The sequence below is a fragment of the Janthinobacterium sp. LPB2021202312-11-4 genome (assembly GCF_037049705.1).
Taxonomy (GTDB): Bacteria; Pseudomonadota; Gammaproteobacteria; order Pseudomonadales; family Pseudomonadaceae; genus Aquipseudomonas.
Window position 1 is genome coordinate 22,732 of record NZ_JBAGKV010000044.1, and the last position, 22,886, is coordinate 45,617.

The 22,886-nt window shown below is 59.1% G+C and carries 16 protein-coding genes; 8 read left to right on the forward strand and 8 right to left on the reverse strand.

Features of this window, described 5'->3' with window-relative positions:
• Positions 1-302: 302 nt before the first annotated feature.
• Entirely contained in the window at positions 303-668 is a 366-nt protein-coding gene (locus V5E99_RS28725) for a response regulator (RefSeq protein WP_499805785.1), read from the reverse strand.
• 265 nt (positions 669-933) lie between these two features.
• Between V5E99_RS28725 and V5E99_RS28730 the strand changes: the two genes are divergently transcribed.
• The 5 genes from V5E99_RS28730 to V5E99_RS28750 all read left to right on the forward strand — a co-directional run bounded on the left by V5E99_RS28730 (position 934) and on the right by V5E99_RS28750 (position 7,474).
• The gene (locus V5E99_RS28730; protein WP_499805788.1) at positions 934-4,425 is read left to right on the forward strand and encodes a response regulator; all 3,492 of its coding nucleotides are present in this window, start codon (positions 934-936) and stop codon (positions 4,423-4,425) included.
• 13 nt (positions 4,426-4,438) lie between these two features.
• Positions 4,439-5,254, forward strand: a complete 816-nt coding sequence (locus tag V5E99_RS28735) for a CheR family methyltransferase (RefSeq protein ID WP_499805789.1) — start codon at positions 4,439-4,441, stop codon at positions 5,252-5,254.
• Entirely contained in the window at positions 5,251-5,844 is a 594-nt protein-coding gene (locus V5E99_RS28740; RefSeq protein WP_499805790.1) for a chemotaxis protein CheB, read from the forward strand. The genes V5E99_RS28735 and V5E99_RS28740 overlap by 4 nt, the downstream gene beginning before the upstream one ends.
• Positions 5,838-7,019 carry a hybrid sensor histidine kinase/response regulator gene (locus V5E99_RS28745; RefSeq protein ID WP_499805791.1) on the forward strand — a complete coding sequence of 394 codons (1,182 nt, stop codon included), beginning with the start codon at positions 5,838-5,840 and terminating at the stop codon, positions 7,017-7,019. Before V5E99_RS28740 ends, V5E99_RS28745 begins: the two co-directional genes overlap by 7 nt.
• Positions 7,020-7,096: 77 nt before the next feature.
• On the forward strand, positions 7,097-7,474 hold the full coding sequence (locus tag V5E99_RS28750; protein ID WP_499805792.1) for a response regulator: 378 nt from the start codon (positions 7,097-7,099) through the stop codon (positions 7,472-7,474).
• A 118-nt stretch (positions 7,475-7,592) separates the two neighbouring features.
• Here V5E99_RS28750 and V5E99_RS28755 read toward each other — a convergent pair whose 3' ends face one another.
• The 4 genes from V5E99_RS28755 to V5E99_RS28770 all read right to left on the reverse strand — a co-directional run bounded on the left by V5E99_RS28755 (position 7,593) and on the right by V5E99_RS28770 (position 13,002).
• Complete coding sequence (locus tag V5E99_RS28755) at positions 7,593-9,263, reverse strand: response regulator (RefSeq protein ID WP_499805794.1); 1,671 nt, start codon at positions 9,261-9,263, stop codon at positions 7,593-7,595.
• Positions 9,260-10,762 (reverse strand): ATPase domain-containing protein, encoded by a 1,503-nt coding sequence (locus V5E99_RS28760; protein ID WP_499805795.1) that lies wholly within the window; start codon positions 10,760-10,762, stop codon positions 9,260-9,262. The genes V5E99_RS28755 and V5E99_RS28760 overlap by 4 nt, the downstream gene beginning before the upstream one ends.
• Positions 10,763-10,970: 208 nt before the next feature.
• Entirely contained in the window at positions 10,971-12,026 is a 1,056-nt protein-coding gene (locus V5E99_RS28765) for a tetratricopeptide repeat protein (RefSeq protein WP_499805797.1), read from the reverse strand.
• A gap of 76 nt (positions 12,027-12,102) precedes the next feature.
• A complete protein-coding gene (locus V5E99_RS28770) occupies positions 12,103-13,002 on the reverse strand; it encodes a bestrophin family protein (protein ID WP_499805799.1) in 900 nt (299 codons plus the stop codon).
• 216 nt (positions 13,003-13,218) lie between these two features.
• Here V5E99_RS28770 and V5E99_RS28775 point away from each other — a divergent pair, with 216 nt between their 5' ends.
• From V5E99_RS28775 to V5E99_RS28785, 3 genes are read left to right on the forward strand one after another with little or no spacing between them, the layout of a single operon-like run.
• Positions 13,219-15,354, forward strand: coding sequence for an FUSC family protein (locus V5E99_RS28775; protein ID WP_499805801.1), 2,136 nt, complete (start codon positions 13,219-13,221; stop codon positions 15,352-15,354).
• Positions 15,344-15,544: a DUF1656 domain-containing protein gene (locus V5E99_RS28780; RefSeq protein ID WP_499805803.1), complete on the forward strand. Its 201-nt coding sequence runs from the start codon at positions 15,344-15,346 to the stop codon at positions 15,542-15,544. The genes V5E99_RS28775 and V5E99_RS28780 overlap by 11 nt, the downstream gene beginning before the upstream one ends.
• A 4-nt stretch (positions 15,545-15,548) precedes the next feature.
• A complete protein-coding gene (locus V5E99_RS28785) occupies positions 15,549-16,514 on the forward strand; it encodes an HlyD family secretion protein (protein WP_499805804.1) in 966 nt (321 codons plus the stop codon).
• Positions 16,515-16,714: 200 nt separating this feature from the next.
• On the opposite strand, the gene V5E99_RS28790 is transcribed toward V5E99_RS28785, so the two are convergent.
• The 3 genes from V5E99_RS28790 to mexE are packed head-to-tail and all read right to left on the reverse strand — an operon-like array spanning position 16,715 to position 22,593.
• Positions 16,715-18,136: an efflux transporter outer membrane subunit gene (locus V5E99_RS28790; RefSeq protein ID WP_499805806.1), complete on the reverse strand. Its 1,422-nt coding sequence runs from the start codon at positions 18,134-18,136 to the stop codon at positions 16,715-16,717.
• Positions 18,133-21,324, reverse strand: coding sequence for an efflux RND transporter permease subunit (locus tag V5E99_RS28795; RefSeq protein WP_499805807.1), 3,192 nt, complete (start codon positions 21,322-21,324; stop codon positions 18,133-18,135). Before V5E99_RS28795 ends, V5E99_RS28790 begins: the two co-directional genes overlap by 4 nt.
• A gap of 15 nt (positions 21,325-21,339) precedes the next feature.
• Positions 21,340-22,593, reverse strand: a complete 1,254-nt coding sequence (gene mexE, locus V5E99_RS28800) for a multidrug efflux RND transporter periplasmic adaptor subunit MexE (RefSeq protein ID WP_499805809.1) — start codon at positions 22,591-22,593, stop codon at positions 21,340-21,342.
• Between the last annotated feature and the right edge of the window lie 293 nt (positions 22,594-22,886).

Consider the following 22,886-nt stretch of genomic DNA (forward strand, 5'->3'; position numbering starts at 1 on the left):
TGTTGCGTCTGGTTTTATATGGGCGGCAAATTGGTTTTAAGAACTGCTCGATGGCGTTTTTTAGCGCCGGGCGGCAACTTAGTTTTAATTCGGGCCTGAAGGCCAGTTAGTTATTTGAACCAGTTGTTTCAGTCGGGTTTAAATAGGTGGGCGGCTATTGGGCACAAGGGGTGTGCCTGCATTAAGAGAGGAGTTGCTATATGTTTATATTTGTAAGGCGGGCGTGAGGTCGATTAATTAAACAATAATGGCTCTTGTTTGCGCATAAACAAGAGCCATTTATAGAGGCGTCGCGGAATAACTCAGCAGGCGGACAGTATCCCCGACACTTTGTCGCGCAATTGATCAATCGAGAAGGGTTTGCCAATGACGTGCATACCCGTCGGTACCTCTATGCTTTCGGCATAACCGCTGGCAAACAGGATCGGCAGTTCCGGACGCAGCATGCGTGCCTGGGTGGCGAGTTCGCGGCCATCCATTACAGGCAGGCCGACGTCGGTCATCATCAGGTCGATGTGCTGGTCTTCGTCATTGAGGAACTCCAGGGCTTTCTCGCTGCCATCCGCTTCCAGCACCTTGAATTCAAGTTCCTCCAGCACATCGACGATCAGCATGCGAACGATGGCGTCGTCTTCGACGACAAGAATGATGGACGCGTTGGAGGACATAGTGGGGACTCTCAATGAGGAAATAATGGGGCGCCGGTCGATCGAAATTGCCGGTCTCTTGCTTGAGTAATTGCCGGACCCCGACAAGTTCCCGACCCGATACAAAAAACAATAACGGTACAAGACGCGGCAAGGATAACGCGTGGCATTGATCGCGCGCAGGTAATTGCAGGAATTTGCCGTTGAACCTGTCAGAAAATTGGATCAATGCGGCAGTTTTGGGGCAAACTCCTTGGTTTTCAACAGTTCGACAAGGCCCGCCCCCATGACCTCAGCGTCTTCGGTTGATGAGCAACGATTCCGTAAACTCCTGAGCCGCAACGTCAGCTTGCCGCTGGGCGTGGGCGTCATCAGCGCGGTTTTCTTTGTAGCGTTGATCTCTTACTTGCTATCCGTCATTCAATGGGTCGAGCACACCGACCGGGTGATCAATAACGCCAATGAAGCGGTGAAGCTGACTGTCGACCTTGAAACCGGCATGCGCGGTTTCCTGCTCAGCGGCGATGAGCACTTTCTGGACCCCTACGAAACGGCCAAGCCGAGAATCGCGGTGTCGCTCAATACCTTGCTCGAATTGACGGCTGACAATCCGGTCCAGACCGATCGCTTGCGCCGGCTGCAAGCCTTGCAAACCGAATGGGCGACCTACGCCCAATCGATGATCGATTTGCAGCGCTCCAGTGGTGATTACCGGGGCGCGGTGAAGGCCGGGCGCGGTAAGCGCCTGACGGATGAAATCCGCAAACAGTTCGAAGACGTCATCGATATGGAGCAGCAGTTGCGCACCACGCGCAACGAAGAAGTACGTCGCACCACGATCTGGAGCATCACCCTGTACCTGCTGTTCGTGGCCGGTATCAGTACGTTGCTGGCCTATGTCGGCCGGCGCGACTTGCTCAACCTGTCCCAGAGCTACAGCGCCAACCTGGCGGCGCAACAGGCCAGTGCGTTGCGCCTGGAGCAGCAAGCGTGGCTGCGCAGTGGCCAGACCGAATTGGCCGAGCAAGTGTTGGGGCAACTCACTCTTAATGTGCTGGGCCGCAATATTTTGCAGTTCTGCGCGCAGTACCTGGGCACGGCCGTGGCGGCCATTTATGTCCGTGAAGAACATGGCGGCCTCAAGCGCGTGGCGTCTTACGGGTTGTCCCGGGAGCAGGAAACCCAGGATCAGTCGATCTACGACGGCGAGGGGATTCTCGGCCAGGCCGTGCAGCAGGGCCGGTTGATTCGTCTGGATGACGTGCCTGGCGATTACTTCAAGGTCAGCTCCGGTTTGGGCGAAGGCTTGCCACACAGCGTACTGGTGGTGCCAACCAGCGACGATGATCGCGTGAACGGCGTGATTGAACTGGGTTTCCTGCGCCCGTTGAGCGAGCGTGACATCGAACTGCTTGAGCTGATTGCCGGCAACATCGGCACCTCGATCGAGGCGGCCCGTTACCGTCAACGCTTGCAGGAAGTGCTGGCCGAAACCCAGCAGCTCAACGAAGAGCTGCAAGTCCAGCAGGAAGAACTCAAGACCGCCAACGAAGAACTGGAAGAGCAGTCGCGGATTCTCAAGGAATCCCAGGCGCACCTGGAAACCCAGCAAGTGGAGCTGGAGCAGACCAACGAACAGCTTTCCGAACAGGCGCAGATCCTGGCCGATCAACGCGACGCCATGGACCTGAAGAACACCGAACTCAATCAGGCCCAGATTCAACTGGAAGAGCGCGCCGTAGAATTGCAGCGCTCCAGCAAGTACAAATCCGAATTCCTCGCCAACATGTCCCACGAGCTGCGCACTCCGCTGAACAGTTCGTTGATCCTGGCCAAGCTGCTGGCGGAAAACCCTCAGGAAAACCTCAGCGCCGAACAGGTCAAGTTCGCCGAATCGATTTACTCGGCCGGCAATGACTTGCTCAACCTGATCAACGACATTCTCGACATTTCCAAGGTCGAAGCCGGCAAGCTGGAAATGCGTCCGGAAAACACCAGCGTCGCTCGTCTGGTGGATGGCTTGCGCGGGATGTTCGAGCCGATGGCCAAGGACAAGAAGCTGGAGTTTCACGTCGAGTTGCAGGCCGACTCGCCGATGATGATCTTCACCGACCGCCAGCGCCTGGAGCAGGTGATCAAGAACCTGCTGTCCAACGCCGTGAAGTTCACTGAAAAAGGCGCTGTCAGCCTTACCGTGGCCAATCAGCCGGGTGAGGGCATCGCCTTCATCGTTCGCGATTCCGGGATCGGCATTTCCGAGGACCAGCAGGAAAGCATTTTCGAAGCCTTCCGCCAGGCCGACGGCACCACCAATCGCCGTTACGGCGGCACCGGGTTGGGCTTGTCGATTTCCCGGAACCTGGCGATGTTGCTGGGCGGCTCGATCAGCGTCACCAGCGAGCCGGGGCAGGGCAGTGTGTTTACCCTGGTGTTGCCGCAGCAATACGTCGAGCCCGGCGATGAACCGGTCGAACCGATGCGTGCGACCCCGGTGGCTCACGTGCCGAAGCCTCCCCAGGTCGCGTTAGTGCCACTGGTTGCCGAAATCGATATCCCGCGCTTCAACGATGACCGCGCCAAGGCACCGTTCACCACGCGTTGCATTCTGGTGGTCGAGGACGAGATCAATTTTGCGCACATCCTCTACGACTTGGCCCATGAACTGGGTTACCACTGTCTGGTGGCCCACGGTGCCGACGAAGGTTACGACCTGGCCAAAGAGTTCATCCCCGATGCCATTCTGCTGGACATGCGCCTGCCGGATCATTCCGGGCTGACGGTGTTGCAGCGCCTGAAAGAACATGCCGAAACCCGGCACATCCCGGTTCACGTGATCTCGGTCGAAGATCGCGTAGAAGCCGCGATGCACATGGGGGCCATCGGCTATGCGGTCAAACCGACCACCCGCGAAGAACTCAAGGACGTGTTTGCGCGCCTGGAAGCCAAGCTGACCCAGAAGGTCAAAAAAGTCCTGCTGGTGGAAGACGATGACCTGCAACGCGACAGCATTGCCCGGCTGATCGGCGACGAAGACATCGAAATCACGGCGGTCGGCTTCGCCCAGGAAGCGCTGGACCTGCTGCGCACGACGATTTTCGATTGCATGATCATCGACCTCAAATTACCGGACATGCTCGGTAACGATCTGCTCAAGCGCATGTCCACCGAAGACATCTGCTCGTTCCCGCCGGTAATCGTTTACACCGGGCGCAACCTGACCCGGGACGAAGAGGCCGAGCTACGCAAGTATTCGCGCTCGATCATCATCAAGGGCGCGCGCTCGCCAGAGCGGTTGCTGGATGAGGTCACACTCTTTCTGCACAAAGTCGAATCCCAGTTGTCCCATGAGCGGCAGAAGATGCTCAAGACCGCCCGCAGTCGCGACAAGGTCTTTGAGGGCCGCAAAGTGCTGCTGGTGGACGACGATGTGCGCAACATCTTCGCCCTGACCAGTGCGCTGGAACAGAAAGGGGCAGTCGTGGTGATCGGTCGTAACGGTCGTGAGGCGATTGAAAAATTGAATGAAGTCGAGGACATCGACCTGGTGCTGATGGACGTGATGATGCCGGAGATGGACGGTTTCGAGGCCACGGCCTTGATCCGCCAGGACCCGCGCTGGCGCAAGCTGCCGATCATTGCGGTGACGGCCAAGGCCATGAAGGACGATCAGGAACGCTGCCTCGCGGCGGGTTCCAACGATTACCTGGCCAAGCCGATCGACCTGGATCGCCTGTTCTCGCTGATTCGTGTGTGGTTACCGAAGATGGAACGCATCTAGTGGAAAGCTTTTAGTGGAAAAGAACACCGAAATCGAATTGCGGCTGCTGATCGAGGCGATCTACCTCAAGTACAGCTACGACTTTCGCGATTACTCCGGCGCGTCGATCAAGCGCCGGGTGGCTCACGCGTTGGGGCAGTTCGAGTGCGCGACCATCTCGGCGTTGCAGGAAAAGGTCCTGCACGATCCGACCGCGTTCATGCAGTTGCTGCAATTGCTGACGATCCCGGTCAGCGAGATGTTCCGCGACCCTTCGCACTTCCTGGCCATTCGCAAGGAGGTGGTGCCGCTGCTCAGGACCTACCCGTCGATCAAAATCTGGATTGCCGGGTGCAGCACCGGCGAGGAGGTCTATTCGATGGCAATCTTGCTGCGTGAAGAGGGATTGCTTGATCGCACCATCATCTACGCCACCGACATCAACCCGCGCTCGCTGGACAAAGCCAAGCAGGGGATTTTCTCCATGGAGAATGTCCGCGCCTACACTGCTAATTATCAGCAGGCCGGTGGTCAGCGCTCGTTTGCCGACTACTACACGGCCGCCTACGGCTACGCGATTTTCGACAAGAGCCTGTGCGAGAACGTGACGTTTGCCGATCACAGCCTGGCGACTGACAGTGTCTTTTCAGAAACTCAATTAGTTTCGTGCCGTAATGTATTGATTTACTTCAATAAAAAGCTTCAGGATCGCGCCTTTGGTTTGTTTCATGAGTCACTGTGCCATCGTGGTTTCCTGGTGTTGGGCAGCAAGGAAACCCCGGATTTTTCGGCCTATGGCAAACAGTTCGAGCCCTTGGTCAAACACGAACGGATCTACCGCAAATCATGAACAGTGCACCCGGTTTGCCGACCGTAGAGGCTATCGTGATCGGCGCTTCGGCCGGTGGCGTCGAGGCGCTGCTGAACATTCTCACGCCGCTGCGCGAAGGCTTCTTGCTACCCATCATCGTGGTGTTGCACCTGCCTGACGAACGTCGCAGCCATTTGGCTGAAGTGTTCGCCCGACGGGTTTCAATGCCGGTGCTGGACGCCGGCGACAAGACGTCGATTGCCCCCGGAACCTTGTATTTCGCCACTCCCGGCTATCACCTTTCGGTGGAACAGGACCGCAGTTTCTCGTTGAGCCTTGAAGACCGCGTGCACCATTCGCGGCCGGCCATCGATTACCTGTTCGAATCCGCCGCCGACGCTTACGGGCCGGCGCTGGCCGCCGTGCTGTTGACCGGTGCCAATCGCGATGGCGCCAGCGGCCTGGCCCAGGTCAAGCACCGTGGCGGCCTGACGGTGGTCCAGGACCCGGACGAGGCGCAGGTCGCGACGATGCCCAAGGCTGCCCTGGATTTGCACCAGCCAGACCACATTCTCACTATCCGCGGCATCGGCCGTCTGCTTGTCGAGCTGGAACGAATAGCATGCTAAGTCACATCCAAGCCAAGTTGCTGATCGTCGACGATCTGCCGGAAAACCTGCTGGCGCTCGAAGCGTTGATCAAGCGCGAAGACCGCATGGTCTACAAGGCGCTGTCCGCCGATGAAGCGTTGTCGCTGTTGCTGCAACACGAATTTGCCATGGCCATTCTCGACGTGCAGATGCCCGGTATGAACGGCTTCGAACTGGCCGAGCTGATGCGCGGCACGGACAAGACCAGGAACATTCCGATCATCTTCGTCAGCGCCGCCGGCCGTGAATTGAATTACGCGTTCAAGGGTTACGAAAGCGGGGCCGTGGACTTTCTGCACAAGCCGCTGGACATCCATGCGGTCAAGAGCAAGGTCAATGTGTTCGTCGACCTGTACCGCCAGAGCAAGGCCATGAAGCAGCAGGTCGAAGCCCTGGAACAGAGCCGTCGCGAACAGGAAGCGCTGCTCAAGCAGTTGCAAAGTACCCAGAACGAACTGGAACAGGCGGTGCGCATGCGCGATGACTTCATGTCGATCGTCGCCCACGAAGTGCGCACGCCGCTCAATGGCCTGATCCTTGAAACCCAGTTGCGCAAAATGCACCTGGCCCGGGATAACGCGGCGGCGTTCACCCTGGACAAGATGCACGCCATGGTTGATCGCGATGAACGCCAGATCAAAAGCCTGATCCGCCTGATTGAAGACATGCTGGACGTGTCGCGGATTCGCACCGGCAAGCTGTCGATTCGACCGAGTCGCTTTGACCTGGTGAAACTGGTGGATAACCTGCTGCAAAACTTCGCCCCGCAATTCGATGCCGCCGAATCAACGGTCACGTTCACCGCCGAGGCGCCGGTGGAAGGGCCGTGGGACGAGTTTCGAATTGAGCAGGTCATCTCCAATTTGCTGACCAATGCCTTGCGCTATGGTGGCAAAGGCCCGATCGAGGTGCGTGTGTACCAACACGAGGGCCAGGCCCGGGTTGAGGTCCAGGATCGTGGCATCGGCATTAGTGAAGAAAACCAGAAACGCATTTTTCAACAGTTCGAACGGGTTTCAGCCAAGACCGTGGTTGCCGGGCTTGGACTCGGGTTATTTATTTCCGAGCAAATCGTCGCCGCCCATGGCGGTTCCATCGTCGTCGAGAGCAAAATAAACGAAGGCGCCTTATTTCGCGTTTGTCTGCCGCTGTAGGAAATCAGCCAGATAAACGCAACCTCTGAATGACCGCATGGTCGTATCAGCAGCTATTGACCGAACAAAGGCTTCCCATGAGTGAAGATGCGCAAGATGTAGTACTCATTGTCGAGGATGACCCCTCGATTTTGATGGTGTTGTCTGCCTATCTGTCGGGCAAGGGTTACCGGGTGCTACAGGCCGAAAACGGCGAGCAAGCGTTCGAAATCCTCGCGAGTAAACCGCACCTGGACATGATGATTACTGACTTCCGACTGCCCGGCGGGATCTCCGGCGTGCAGATTGCCGAGCCTGCGGTGAAATTGCGCCCGGAGCTCAAAGTGATTTTTATCAGCGGTTATCCGCAGGAAATCCGCGAGACGGACAGCCCGATCACCCGCAAGGCGCCGATTCTGGGCAAGCCATTCGATCTGGATGTGTTGCAGGAATTGATGCAGGAAATGCTCTCCTAAACGCTTTTGATCTACGTAGGAGCTGCCGAAGGCTGCGATCTTTTGATGTTGGTTTTAAGAATCAAGATCAAAAGATCGCAGCCTTCGGCAGCTCCTACGCAGGTGTACTCATACTCTCTTAGATTCTAATCATCTCGCGCACCTTCGCCGTTAATAGATCGAAGGTGAACGGCTTGGTGATCATCTGCATGCCCGGGTCGAGGAAACCTCCGCGCACGGCGGCATGCTCGGCGTACCCGGTAATGAACAGCACCTTGAGTTCCGGCCGGTATTGCCGACCGATTTCCGCCAGTTGCCGGCCATTCATCCCCGGTAGCCCGACGTCGCTGATCAACAGATCGATGCGCTGGGCGGAATCCAGGATCGGCACCGCGCTGTCGGCGTCCCCTGCCTCGACAAACGCATAACCCAACTCGCTCAGCACCGCGCTGACCAACACTCGAACTGCGGGATCGTCCTCGACGATCAACACCGTCTCACCGTTTTGTGCGAAAGGTGTCTGCTGGATCGCCACGAGCGGGTCTTGCACCAGGTTGCCGGCGAAGCGCGGCAGGTACAGGTTGACGGTGGTGCCGTTATCGACCTCGCTCTGAATCGTGACGTGACCTCGGGATTGCTTGCTGAAACCGTAAATCATCGACAACCCAAGTCCGGTGCCCTGGCCGATGGGTTTGGTGGTGAAGAACGGGTCAAAGGCCCGAGTGATGGTGGCTTCGGGCATGCCGCAACCGGTGTCGGTCACGCTCAGCACCACATAATCCCCGGGTTGAAGATTGCCATGGGCTTCGGCAAACCCGGTGTCGAAATGTTGATTGAAGGTTTTGACCACCAGTTTGCCGCCATCCGGCATGGCGTCACGGGCGTTGATGACCAAGTTGAGCAGGGCGCTTTCCAGTTGATTGGGGTCCGCTTCGGCCACCCACAGGTCATCGCTCAGTTGCATGTCCAGGCGAATCGTCTCATTGATGCTGCGTTGCAACAGTTCGCCCATGGACGTCACCAGGGTGTTGATCACCACCGGTTTGGAATCCAGCGACTGGCGCCGGGAAAACGCCAGCAGTCGGTGAGTCAGGGCGGCGGCGCGGTTGGCTGAAGTCACACCAAGGTCTATCAGACTATCGAGGTCTTCGGTGCGGCCACGGGCCAGGCGCCGACGCAACAGCTCAAGGCTGCCGATGATGCCGGTCAGCATGTTGTTGAAGTCATGGGCGATGCCGCCCGTCAACTGGCCGACCGCTTCCATTTTCTGCGACTGGCGCAGCGCTTCTTCGTTATGCCGAAGTTGTGCGGTGCGCTCCTCGACTTGTTGCTCAAGGGTTTCCAGGGTGGTTTGCAGCCGCAGTTCGCTCTGGCTCAGATCGATTAGCCGGTCCCTGGCTTCGTACTGTCGTCGTCGCCCGCGCAACGCGGTGGTGACCAGGCTGATCAGGGTCACGGGATGGAACGGGCGCTCAAGAAAGGTCACGTTGCCCAGTTGCGGGCCCAAACGCGACGCGGCGTTCTGTTCCGGCCCGCCGTGGTGGGTCAACAGCACGATCGGTAAGTCCGACCAGGCCGGTTGTTGATCGATCAAGCCTTGCAGATGATCCAGATCGGCACCCAGCAGCGCTTCAGACGCAATCAACAGCAGGCCGGCGCCAAATGCCAGTTCACCGCACAACCCCGCCAGGTCACGACTGATGACACCGTCATAGCCCGCTTCATTGAGCATCATCAGTGCAATCTGGCTGTCGCGACCCAGCGGCGCGAGAATGATTGCGCGCTCGGACGTCGCGGCCAGCGCGGTCATGGTTGATCTTCCTCAAGCAGCGGTTTGCTGGCGCCCAAATAGGTCGGTACCCCACGCAAGACCCCTTGGAACGCGTCCAGCGGTTCGCCGATGGTCATGCCATTGCTGCTGATGCGGTATTCACGGATGGTTGATTCATGGCTGCCGGTGCGTTTCTTGATGATAGAAATGGCCCGGCGCACCTTGCCCAGGGCTTCGAAATAGCGCAACAGAATGACCGTGTCGGCGAGATAGGTGATGTCCACTGGCGCTTGCATGTCCCCGACCAGTCCATGCTGGGCCACGGTCATGAACGTCGCGGCGCCGCGGCGATTGAGGTACAGCAGCAACTCGTGCATGTGCAGCACCAGGGCGTTTTCTTCCGGCATCGCGGCTTGATAGCCGTTAATGCTGTCGATCACCACGGTTTTGATGTCGCGCTCATCGACGCAACGACGCACCCGATGAGAGAACTCGCCGGGGGATAGCTCGGCGGCATCCACTTGCTCGATTAGCAGGTTGCCGGTGGCTTGCAAGGCCTTGAGGTCGATGCCCATGTTTTTCATGCGCTCGAACAGCAGGCCCAATTCCTCGTCGAAGATAAACAGCGCGGCTTTCTCGCCACGGGCAACGGCCGCTGCGGCGAAGATCATCGAGATCAGCGATTTGCCGGTGCCGGCAGGGCCGAGGATCAACGTGCTGGAGCCGGTTTCGATGCCGCCACCCAGCAGGGCGTCCATTTCCTTGATGCCGCTGGTCAATTGCCGACGGACATAGCCGCCGCGATGTTCGGCGGCCACCAGGCGTGGAAACACATGGATACCGTCGCCCATGATGGTGAAGTCATGGAAGCCGCCACGGTATTTTTGGCCGCGGTATTTCACCACGCGAATACGCCGGCGTTCGGCGCCGTAGTTAGGGGTCAACTCTTCAAGGCGAATCACCCCGTGGGCGACGCTGTGCACGGTTTTGTCGAGGGACTCGGTGGTCAGGTCATCGAGCAGCACCACCGTGGCGTCGTAGCGCACAAAGTAGTGTTTGATCGCCAGGATTTGTCGGCGATAGCGCAGTGAGCTTTGGGCCAGCAGGCGAATTTCGGACAGGCTGTCGAGCACCACGCGGGTCGGTTTGACCCGTTCGACCACTTCGAAAATCTGCTTGGTGGCTTCGCCCAGTTCAAGGTCCGAGGAGTACAGCAGGCTTTGCTGGTGTTCGGCGTTGAGCAGGCTTTCCGGGGGGGTCAGTTCAAAGATGTGGATGTTCTCATCCAGCTCCCAACCGTGGGACAACGCCCCTTGGCGCAGCTCACGTTCGGTTTCCGACAAAGTGATGTACAACGAGCGCTCGCCGGCTCGGGCGCCGGCAAGGAGAAAATGCAACGCGACGGTGGTTTTACCGGTTCCGGGCTCACCCTCCAGCAGAAACACATGTCCGCGGGACAATCCACCGGCCAGGATGTCATCCAGACCTTCAATGCCGGTGGCGGCTTTTGCACTGAACAACTCGTTAGATGTAGACAAAAAAAGCCCTCTCATGACTAGGGGAAGCGAGGCAGCAGGCCTGAAGTGCCTGAAGTGACTGCCTGTTTCTCTTGACCCTTGGCCGAGACGACGGTTCAACCTTTTGTGTTTGAGTGATGTTCTTGTGCAAAAAAAGCAAAAGATCGCAGCCTGCGGCAGCTCCTACAGGGGCGGTGTTCGACCGCAACACCGTGACGCAACGGTTCTTTTAGAGCCCTTGCTGCAACGCCGGATCATCCGGGTTCATTTGCTCAAGCTGCGCCAGCAGGATTTGCACGTTCTGCAACTGGCCGCTTTCCTTCCAGTAATTGATTAACAAGACCCGCGCCTTGCGATCGGCCGGATGGCGCTGGACGATTTCCTGCAGCTGTTTCTGCGCCGCTTCCAGCTCTTCTTCGCTGTGCAGCGTGGTGGCGAGGTCGTAGCGGTAATCCTTGTTGTCCGGCTCCAGTTCAACGGCTTTGGCCAGGCCGAGCACGGCAAACTCGCTTTGCCCGTGGTGCAGCAACCAGAGACCGAGGGCGTGTTGCAGGTAGGCGGAATCCGGCTGGGCCTGCAACTGTTTGGCCAGTAGCTGGCGGGCGGCATCGCTTTGGCCTTGCCTGTCGAGCACTTCGATTTGCATGACCAGTGCCGGCAGGTTGCCGGGTTCCAGTTGCAAGGTGCGCTCCAGCGCGTGTTGCGCTTCTTTCAATTCGGCATTGTGCAAGTGCAGACGCGCCAACTGAGATTGCGTACTGGCAGATTCGGGTTCGTTCTTGAGCACCAGTTCCCAGGCATCGATGGCCTGCTGCAACGGCCCGAAATACAACCCCAAATCATCCGGCGACAACCCCAGCAGCGCGTTGATCGCGGCAAAGCGCACGGTTTGATCGCTGTCATCGAGCAACGGCCCGAGCAACAGGCTGCGCTGGCCGCCAGGCACCAGGCCAACGACACTTTTGATCGCCGCCACCCGGACATCCACCGAGGGGTTTTGCAAATCCGCATCCGCCAGTTTCAAGGCTTGCGGGCTGGGGTAGTTCGGCAGTTCGGCCAGCAGCCAGATACGGCGCTTGGCGGACAGGTCTGGACGACTCAGTTGCTGATAAAGCATCCGCGCAGCCCCCGGTTGACCGGCGCGAGCCTGGGCCAGTGCTTCGCTGTAGCCGTGTTTAATCGCCTCCGAGACCACGGGCGTGGTGCTACGCAGAAAAAACCAGGCGAGGGCAATGGCAAGCAGGATGCAGAGGCTGATAAGCAGGTAGCGGCGGGACTGGGGCATGCAGGAATCCGGGAGCTGGCGAGCTTTTGCGAAGGCGTCAGCTTCGGTCAGGTGCGGCCCCGAGTCAAACCCCGACTCAGTTCAATACGTACTCGATGGGTTCCAGGGCCGGCGGCAAATCGGTTTGCCCCAGTGCGGCCAGCACTTCGCGCTCCAGGGTGCGCAAAATTGCATTGCACGGCAAATCGTTCTCGTCGAAGCCAAACGGGTCCTCCAGGTCATCACCAATCTCGTCAAGACCGAAAAATGTGTAACTGACGATGGCGGTAAATACCGGTGTCAGCCACCCCAGTGGTTCGGCCATGGCAAACGGCAGCAGGATGCAAAACAGGTAAATGGTGCGGTGCAGCAACAGCGTGTAAGGGAAGGGCAGTGGCGTGCTTTTGATTCGCTCACAACTGGCCTGGACCTGGCTCAGGCTGACCAGCCGCGACTCCAGTTGGGTGTAGCGCCATTCACTGATCCGGCCCAGTTCGGCCAGTTCCGAACAGCGGGCGCCGATGCGTTGCAACAGCGCGTCAGGGATGTTCGGGTGCAAACGGTCGATGGGGTCGTGGGTCCAGGGGGCGATAGCGTGCGGTTCACTTTCCAGCCGCAACCGCGCGATCAAACCATGGGCGAAGCCGCAGAGTTCGCGCAGCAACAGCTCGCGTTCGTCCGCATCCATCAGCCCTTGGGTCTGGCGAATCAGCGAGCGTACTTCAATGATCATCTGCCCCAGTTGCTTGCGACCCTCCCACCAGCGGTCGTAGCAGGCGTTGTTGCGAAAGCTCATGAAGATCGACAGCGACAAGCCCAGCAGGGTAAACGGCGTGGCGTTGACCTTGGAGAAAGACTCCGGGTGCCAGGTCTCGATCAGCACAATCACCGAGGCAAGCAGCGTCACCAGCAGGCTGCGCAAGGCTATACGTTTGGCAATCGAGCCTTTGAGGGAAAACAGGATGCCGATCAGATTCGGCTTGGGACGCACGATCATGGGTAAGGCTTATCAATAGACGCTTTCGCAGCGTTTTAAGCCTAGGGGGACGACGGGGTTCTGTCCAATCGCTATGGCTGACGGGCCTATCGAGCGCGTCTATCGGAATCGTCTGACTCATCATCGAAATTGCCTACAACACCTGTCGACTTTGAAACCTGTCGAGGTCCTGAAGCAGTGACTACGCTTGCTTGAGACGACCCGATGAGTGCACCCATGCAACCGCTGCTTCAGTACTTCAAGATGTTGCTCAACCCAGGCTATGGGGCGCTGTTGTTTGCCCTCAGAACCGTCATCGCCGGGCTGTTGACCTTGTATCTGGCGTTCCTGTTCGACCTTGATCAGCCCAAATGGTCGATCATGGCGGTGGTCATTGTCAGTCAGCCACTGGGCGGCATGGCCCTGGCCCGCAGTTTTGGCCAGGTCATCGGCACCACGATGGGGGCGGTGGTGGCCGTGCTGATCATGGCGATTTTCCCCCAGGCGCCGCTGCCGTTCATCATCACCCTGGCCTTGTGGCTGGCGTTGTGCACCGCCGGCGGCACGCTGCTGCGCTACACCAGTTCTCAGGCGTTTGTGCTCAGTGGTTACACGGCGGTGGTGGTCGCCCTGCTGGCGGTGCCGGACCAGGACGGCACCTTTCTGCTGGCGGTCACCCGGGTAACCGAGACCTTGCTGGCCGTGGTTTGCGTGTGCGTGGTCAGCCTGCTGACCGCACGACCGGAGGCCGTGACCCGCAGTTATTTCGCCAAGGTAGACCAAGTGATCAAGCTGCTCGCGACCCACGCGGCCGCCGTGATTCGTACCGACGAAAGCGAAGCCGATTTCCATCGCCGGCAAATGCAACTGTTAGGCGAGATCAGTGCGCTTGAAGGGTTGCGCCGGCATTTGTACTTCGACGCGCCCCGGCTGCGCAGTGCCAATGGCCTGGTGCAGTTGCTGGGCAATCAGCTGGTGTTGCTGACTTCGCGGCTGACGGCATTGCGTCACCAGCGCGAGTTGCTGGCCGAACGCTGGCAAGGGGCATTGCCCGCAGACATACAGCTTTTGCGCACCGAAGAATTGACCTTTCTCGATGAACTGGCCCGACAGGGCCGCTCATTGTCGCCCGAGGCACGCCAGCATTTCGTGGCGCTGCAACAACGCTTTGATAACCAGGCCTACAAGGCCGAACAGCTCACCGAAACCATGACCGCCACCTTGCGCTCGCTGGCTTGGGCCTTGCGTTGGGAGCAAGCACGGCTGCTGGAGCAACTGGAGCAGATTCTGGAATTGAGCGATGCGATACAGGACGGGCGCGAAGCGAGCTGCGTGTTCCGGGGGCAGGAAAATCCGCTGCACCTGGATTTCACCCTGGCGGCGATGAATGCCATCCGCGCGTTTACCGCGTTACTGGTGGCCGGGCTGATCTGGATCGAAACCGGATGGGACGGCGCACGCGGCGGGATGGTGCTGGTGGGTATTCTTTGTTCGCTGATGGCGACGTTCCCGCGACCTTTGTTGGCTGCTCAGAGTTACGCGCGAGGCTTGGGGCTCGCATTGCTGGCGTCGGCGCTCTACTTGTTCATGCTGTTGCCGATGATCAGTAACTTCGAACTGCTGGCATTGCTGTTGGTGCCGTTGCTGTATGCCGTCGCGGTCGGCCTGACCACACCGGCCACTACCGGCACCGCCATCGGTCTGGGACTCACCACGTTTCTGCTGTTGGGCCCGCAAAACATCGGGATCGGCCAGAACAGTGCGATCCAGTGGTTCGAGTTTGCTGGCGCGTATGTTTGCGCCACCGCGTTGGCGCTGAGTGTCTACGCGCTGATCTTCCCCTTCAGACCGGTTTTGCGGATGCGCCGGTTGTTCCATGAGAACGGCGAGCAGGTCTATGCCTTGCTGAAGACGGCGGCCACCGATGAGCAACAATTTGCTTTTGAAAGCCGCATGGTCGATCGCCTGACCATGATGCTCGGGCTGCTGCCAGCGATTAATGATCGACGTTCCAGCGAGTTGTTCGAGGTCAGCCTGGGATGTATGGCGCTGGGCGTGGCGTTGAACCAGCTCAGGCAACAAGGACAAGCTAATACCTTGCTCAGTACCGACCAGGAAAACCGTCTGCTGGCCGCCGTCCGTGAGACCGGAAGGCTGGTGGCGGGGCGCCCCGGTATTGAGCTTGAGCGATTGCTCGGTCAGTTGCGTGTCTTGGGCGATGAAATGGATGACCTTCATGGGGGCGTGCATGAACACCTCTGGTCAGTGTTCCGGATGCGCGTGGCGTTGCTGATCGTGGTGGCGTTCCTGCAACGCAACGGTGGCTACTTTCTAACCCCGGACGTTGAAGGAGTGCCGGCCCTTGCCCATTGATTTGGAAATTGGCGGTGTCTATCTGCCGCCGATCGCCCAGGCCTTGCTGCTGGCCTTGCCGATTTTTCTGCTGTTGGACGGTGTCCTGAGGCGCCTGGGCGTGCTGCGTTTCGTCTGGCATGAGGCGCTGTTCGAAGGGGCATTGTATGCCTGCGTTTGCGCCACGCTGATTCTGGTAATGGGAGCCTGATGCCTTGAAGAAGATCCTTTCCCGACTCGCCACTGTCGTTGTGGTGCTGCTGGCTTTCGTCCTTGGCTGGTTCGCCTGGGAGCATTACACCCGCGCGCCATGGACTCGCGATGCCCGGGTTCGCGCAGACGTGGTGACCTTGTCCGCCGACGTCTCAGGACGCATCGTCAGTCTCGGCGTGCAGGACAACCAGCATGTGGAAAAAGGCCAGTTGTTGCTGGAGATCGACCCGGCGCGCTATAGCCTGGCGGTGGAACGGGCCAAGCGTTCCGTTGAAGTCTCGAAAGCAACGCTTGGCCAGTCCCAGGCATCGATTGTTTCCAGCGAGGCGTTGCTCAAGCAGCGTCAGAGCGAGGAGCAGCGGCGGCGCACGCTTAAACAGCGTTTCGCCATTTCCGGTGAGGAGTGGGAGAAATCCAGTACCGAAGTCGCGGTGGCCCAGGCCGAGTTATTGCGTAACCAGGCCAACCTCGGGCTGGCACAAGCCAATGTGCAATTGGCCATCGCCGCGTTGAGCCAAGCCGAACTGGATTTGCAGCGCACGCGGGTCGAAGCGCCCGTCAGCGGATATGTCACCAACCTGCTGACCCGTCAGGGCGACTACGCCACGGCCGGCGGTGCGCTGTTGGCGTTGGTGGACAGTGACTCGTTTTATGTCAGCGGTTACTTCGAAGAAACCAAGTTGCCGCGAATCGAAGAGGGCGACCGGGTCAAGGTCGAGTTGATGAGCGGCGAAACGTTCGGTGGCACGGTGCAAAGCATTGCCTTCGCCATCGCCGACCGGGAGAACGCCCCTGGCAGCCGATTGCTGGCCAGCATCAATCCCAGTTATACGTGGGTCAAACTGGCGCAACGGGTACCGGTTCGAATTCAGATTGATGCGGACTATGCCGCCAAGAACCGGCTACGGGCGGGGACGACAGCGACAGTGACTGTCATGGAAACCCATCAGTCTGAAGAGCACCGCTAAACCTTGTAGGAGCAAAGCTTGCTCGCGAAGGCGGTGTGTCAGCCAACATCAGCATTGCCTGACACACCGCCTTCGCGAGCAAGCTTTGCTCCTACAGGAGACAGTATTTTCTGCAGGCAAAAAAAAGCCCCGCGACCGAATGAGACGCGGGGCCAAAAAATTTGGTTGGTTGCGGCCAACCAAAGGAGCTCTTTAAAAACTTACTTGCTGGCGACCGTCTCCGGTGCCCAGCCACCGCCAAGGGCTTTGTAGATCGCGACGATGCCGCGATACAGATCGACTTCGGCCTGGGCCTGGGTGTCTTCGGCTGCCAGACGTTCACGTTGGGCATCGAGCAGGACGAGGAAGTCCGCCGTGCCTTCGCGGTAGCGAATTTCTGCCAGGTCGGCAGCGGCTCGGCTGGATTCGCTCTGACGAATCAGCGAAATCAGCCGTTGCTGACGTTTGCCGTAATCGCTGAAGGCGTTTTCCGATTCTTCCAGGGCCAGCAGCACTTGTTGCTCGTAGGTCGCCAAGGCGCCTTCGGCATCGGCGTCGGCACCGCGCAAACGGGCCCGAACGCTGCCCAGGTCAAACGCTGCCCAGGTAATGCTTGGGCCCAGTGCCCAGGCGTTGGCCGCCGAGGAGCCGATCTGCGAACCACGCCCGGCGGTAAAGCCGAGGAAGCCGCTGAGGCTGACCCGTGGGAACAAATCAGCCTTGGCCACGCCAATACGGGCGGTGGCGGAAGCCAGTTTGCGTTCGGCACTGAGGATGTCCGGGCGACGTTGCAGCAACTCACCCGGATCACCGATCGGCAACGCCTTGGCGATGGCGGGCAAATCTTTAGGGCTCAGGTCTACGGTCAGCTTGTCCGGACGCTCACCCAGCAGGGTGGCGATGCGGTTTTTCTGCCGAACCTGCTCGGCCTGCAATTGCGGCACGCTGGCTTCGACGGAGGCCAGGCGCGCATCGGCGCGGACCACGTCGAGCTGATCGCCGACGCCGGCATCACGCAGGCTGACGGTGATCTTGCTCGATTCCTGCTGGTTCTTCAGGTTGGCCAGGGCGATCTTTTCCCGCAGTTGTGCGCCGCGCAGTTGACCGTAGGCGTCTACCAGTTCGGCAATCATGGTGACTTGCAGTTGGTACAGATCGGCTTCGGCCGCTTGCTGCTCGGCGTTGGCCGATTCCAGATTGCGCTGGATGCGGCCGAACAGGTCGATCTCCCACGCCATGTCCAGGCCCAGGTCGTAGCGTTCGCTGTTGACCCGTTTGGTGGTCTGGCCAGGGATTTGCCCTTTGGCCAGGTCACTGCTGGCGCGGCTGGTGATGGTCGGCATGGCGTCATTGCTGACGTCATCGCGAATCGCCCGGGCCGCTTTCCAACGGGCGAAAGCGACGCGCAAATCACGGTTGCCTTCCAGGGACTGAGTCACCAACTGGTTGAGGGTAGGGTCTTCAAACTGTTGCCACCAGATGCCTTCGAAACGCGAGCGGTCGAAGTTCTTCTGACCGCTGGCGCCATCAGTGGCGGTCGTGATGTTGGCCGCCTCCGTGGCTGGGGTTTTGTAGTCCGGGCCGACGGCACAGGCGCTCAGCGCCAGTACCAGAAGGCTCGGCAGGAAGGCTTTCAGGCTCATTGTTGCGCCTCCAGTTGCTTTTGAAGATTTAGCGCCTTGGCCGCTTTGCGAGCTTCACCGCGCTCCACAAAGTTACGAATCAATACGTAGAACACTGGCGTCAGCAACAGACCGAAGAAGGTCACCCCGAGCATCCCGGAGAACACCGCCACACCCATGGCGTGACGCATCTCGGCACCGGCACCGCTGGAAAAAACCAGTGGCACCACACCCATGATGAACGCGAAGGAGGTCATCAGGATCGGCCGCAGACGCAGACGGCAAGCTTCAAGTACCGCCGCCAGAGGGCCGAGGCCTTCCTGCTGTTTATCCTTGGCAAACTCGACGATCAGAATCGCGTTCTTACAGGCAAGCCCCACCAGTACGATCAAGCCGATCTGGGTAAAGATGTTGTTGTCGCCCCCCGAAGCAATCACCCCGGTAATGGCCGACAGCAGGGTCATCGGTACGATCAGGATCACCGCCAGTGGCAGGCTCCAGCTTTCGTATTGAGCCGCGAGTACCAGGAACGCCAGCAGTACGCAGAGCGGGAACACGAACAGTGCGGTGTTGCCGGACAGAATCTGCTGGTAGGTCAGGTCGGTCCATTCGTAGGTCATGCCGTTCGGAAGTTCATCCTTGAGCAGTTTCTCGATGGCCGCCTGGGCCTGGCCGGAGCTGTAGCCTGGGGCTGCCGCGCCGTTGATTTCAGCGGTGATAAAGCCGTTGTAGTGCATCACGCGGTCCGGGCCCGAGGTGTCGCTGACCTTGATGAAGGTCGCCAGCGGGATCATCTCGCCTTTGTTATTGCGCACTTTCAGCTGACCGATCTGGTCGGGTTCGAGGCGGAACTGTTGCTCGGCCTGAACGTTGACCTGGTAGGTGCGACCAAAGCGGTTGAAGTCGTTGGCATACAGCGAACCCAGGTAGATCTGCAGGGTGTCGAAGATGTCGCTGACGGCCACGCCGTGGGTCTTGGCTTTCTCGCGGTCGATGGCAGCATCGACCTGCGGCACGTTCACGGTGTAGCTGGTGAACAGGGCGGCCAGTTCCGGCACGTTGTGGCTCTTGGTAATGATGTTCATGGTTTCTTTGTACAGCTCGTCGTAGCCCAGGTTGCCCCGGTCTTCGATTTGCAGGCGGAAACCACCGATGGTGCCCAGGCCTTGTACCGGCGGCGGCGGGAAGATCGCCATGTAGGCTTCTTCGATCCCGGCGAACTTGCCGTTCAATGCCCCGGCAATCGCACCGGCGGACATGCTCGGGTCTTTACGTTCGTCGAACGGTTTCAGGGTCACGAACACGATGCCGGCGTTCGGGCTGTTGGTGAAGCCGTTGATCGACAGGCCCGGGAAGGCCACCGCACTTTCCACACCAGGCTGTTTCAGGGCCAGGTCGGACATGCGTTTGATCACGTCTTCAGTACGGTCCAGGCTCGAGGCATCCGGCAGTTGCGCGAAGGCCACCAGGTATTGCTTGTCCTGGCCAGGCACAAAACCGGTCGGGGTGTTGGCGAAACCGAAGAAGGTCAGCACCATCAGGCCAGCGTACAAGAGCAGGGCGATACCGCTGCTGCGGATAACCCGGCCGACTGTGCCGACGTAACCATGGCTGGCCTTCACAAAGAAGCGGTTGAACGGGCGGAACAACCAGCCACCAAAGATCTTGTCGAGCACCTTGGAGAAGCGGTCTTTCGGCGCGTCGTGGCTCTTGAGCAACACCGCAGCCAGTGCTGGCGACAAGGTCAGCGAGTTGAAGGCCGAGATCACCGTCGAAATCGCAATGGTCAGGGCGAACTGTTTATAGAACTGCCCGGTCAACCCGGAGATGAACGCCGCCGGGATAAACACCGCACACAGCACCAGCGCCGTGGCGATGATCGGGCCGGTCACTTCACGCATCGCACGCTTGGTCGCTTCGACCGGCGTCAGTCCGAGCTCGATGTTTCGCTCGACGTTCTCCACCACCACGATGGCGTCATCCACCACGATACCGATGGCCAGCACCAATCCGAACAGCGACAGGGCGTTCAGCGAGAAGCCGAACAGGTGCATCACCGCAAACGTACCGATCAGCGAAACCGGTACCGCCACCAATGGAATGATCGAGGCGCGCCAGGTTTGCAAGAACAGGATTACAACCAATACAACGAGGATCAGTGCTTCGAAGAGGGTGTGAACCACCGCTTCGATGGAACCGCGCACGAAGATCGTCGGGTCATAGACGATGCTGAAGTCCATGCCTTCCGGGAAGCTTTTCTTCAGCTCGGCCATCTTGTCGCGAACTTCGTTGGAGATCTGGATCGCGTTGGAACCAGGACGCTGGAAGATCGGGATCGCCACCGCCGGTTGGTTGTTCAACAGCGAACGCAGGGCGTACTGGCTGGAGCCGAGTTCGACGCGAGCGATGTCTTTGAGGCGCGTGATTTCACCGTTATCGCCTGCGCGAATGATGATGTTCTCGAATTCTTCCTCGGAGACCAGACGACCCTGAGTGTTAACCGACAACTGGAAACTGGTGGCATTTGGCGCAGGTGGCGCGCCGAGGGCACCGGCAGCGACCTGACGGTTCTGCTCGCGAATGGCGTTAACCACGTCGGTGGCAGTCAGGTTGCGCGAAGCGGTTTTGTTTGGATCGAGCCACACTCGCAGGGAGTAGTCGCCCATGCCGAACAGTTGCACATCACCGACACCGCCCAGACGCGCCAGCTCATCCTTGATGTTGAGCAAGGCGTAGTTGGACAGGTAGAGCATGTCGTAACGTTTGTCCGGCGAGGTCAAGTGGACCACCATGGTCAAGTCCGGAGAGGCCTTGTCCACGGTGATACCAATGCGCGTCACTTCTTCGGGAAGCTTCGGCTCGGTCCGGGTAACGCGGTTCTGCACCTGCACCTGTGCGTTGTCCAGGTCAGTGCCCAGTGCGAAGGTGATGGTCAGGGTGATCTTGCCGTCAGCGGTGGACTGCGACGACATGTACAGCATGTTCTCGACGCCGGTGATGGCTTGCTCCAGGGGAGCGGCCACGGTTTCACCGATGACTTTAGGGTTGGCACCCGGGAAGTTCGCACGAACCACAACGGTCGGCGGAACGACTTCCGGGTATTCGCTGATCGGCAATTGGAACAGCGAGATGGCGCCGGCGATCAGGATCAGCAGCGAAAGTACCGCTGCAAAGATCGGCCGTGAAATGAAGAATTGGGAAAAATTCATCGGAGTTGTCGTCCCTTAACCGCGTGGAGTCGCAGCAGCCAGTTTCACAACCGTACCCGGCGCGACCTTGGCAGGTGCGACTTGGGGCAGGTTGCTGGCTTCCAGCGCTTGTCGTTGTTGAGCCAGAGCGGCGAGGGTTTCTTTGCTGGCCATCGGGATCACTTCAGGGGTGACCGGCGAGCCAGGGCGAACCCGTTGCAGACCCTTGACGATGACGGTGTCGTCCTTGTTCAGGCCACTGCGCACGATGCGCAAGCCTTCGATCTTCGGACCCAGCTCGACTGCGCGATAGGCCGTTTTGTTGTCGGCATCCATCACCAGTACGAACTTTTTACCCAAGTCGGTACCGACGGCTTCGTCGTTGATCAGCACGGCGGAGTAGGTGCCGCTGCCGACCAGTTTCAGACGCGCATAAAGGCCTGGGGTGTAGGTGCCGTCGCTGTTGTCGAACACGGCGCGACCGCGGATGGTGCCGGTCTTCGGGTTGACCTGGTTGTCGACGAAGTTCATCACGCCCTGGTGCGGGTTGCCGTCTTCGTTGGACAGGCCGAGGTACACCGGCGTGGTAGCGCCGCGTTTACCCTGGCGGGCGAGTTGGGTGTATTTGAGGAACACACGCTCGTCGGCGTCGAAGTAGGCGTAGACCTTGTCGGTGGAAACGACGCTGGTGAGCGCGGTGGTATCGGCGGTCACCAGGTTACCGGCGGTGATTTCCGCACGGCTGACACGGCCGCTGATTGGCGACGTGACGCGGGTGAAGCTCAGGTTCAGTTTGGCCAGGTCCAGTTGAGCCTGGAGGGCACCGACGGCAGCGCGTGCTTCCTGGGAGGCGCTGGTACGCGAATCGGCCAGTTCGGCGGAGATCGCGTTGCTGGTACGCAGGCGTTCACCACGTTGGGCTTCATTTTCGCTGCGGGTGGCATTGGCGCGGGATTGAGCAACCAGCGACTCGAGGCGGCGGACTTCAGCCTGGAAAGGGCGGGGGTCGATCTGGAACAGCACGTCGCCTTTTTTGACCAGTGCGCCTTCAGTGAAAGCCACTTCATCGATCTGACCGGAGACCCGAGGACGAATTTCTACGGTTTCTGGTGCTTCGAGGCGCCCGGTGAATTCGTCCCATTCGTTGACGGGTTGCTCCAGCACCTTGGCCACGCTGACTTTCGCTGCGGGCATGCTGGCGGCAGTCTGAGGAGCCTTGCCGCAAGCGCTCATCACTACCACGGCCAACAAGGCCAACGGGAAGCGCAAATGTTTGAGTGACTGTTCCATGGATGCATCCGCCAATGTATTGAGAATGGACGGATGATGCTCGGCGGTGCTGTATCGCACGAATCGAATGAGGCAAAGGTAACTATCATTCGGAATGATATAAGAGCAAAGCAAGCCCTCTAGCATGCACCTTTCGTTAGCCTGCTATCAATCTGATTGATGGCAATTCTGTTTTGCACGCAACGCAAAGGTCTACCTGATTGGAAACCTTGTCAACGGCTTAAACAAAGAGACGGCCATTGCGGCCGTCTCGATTAGCGACTTATGACACTAAGTTCAGTTGATCCCTTTAG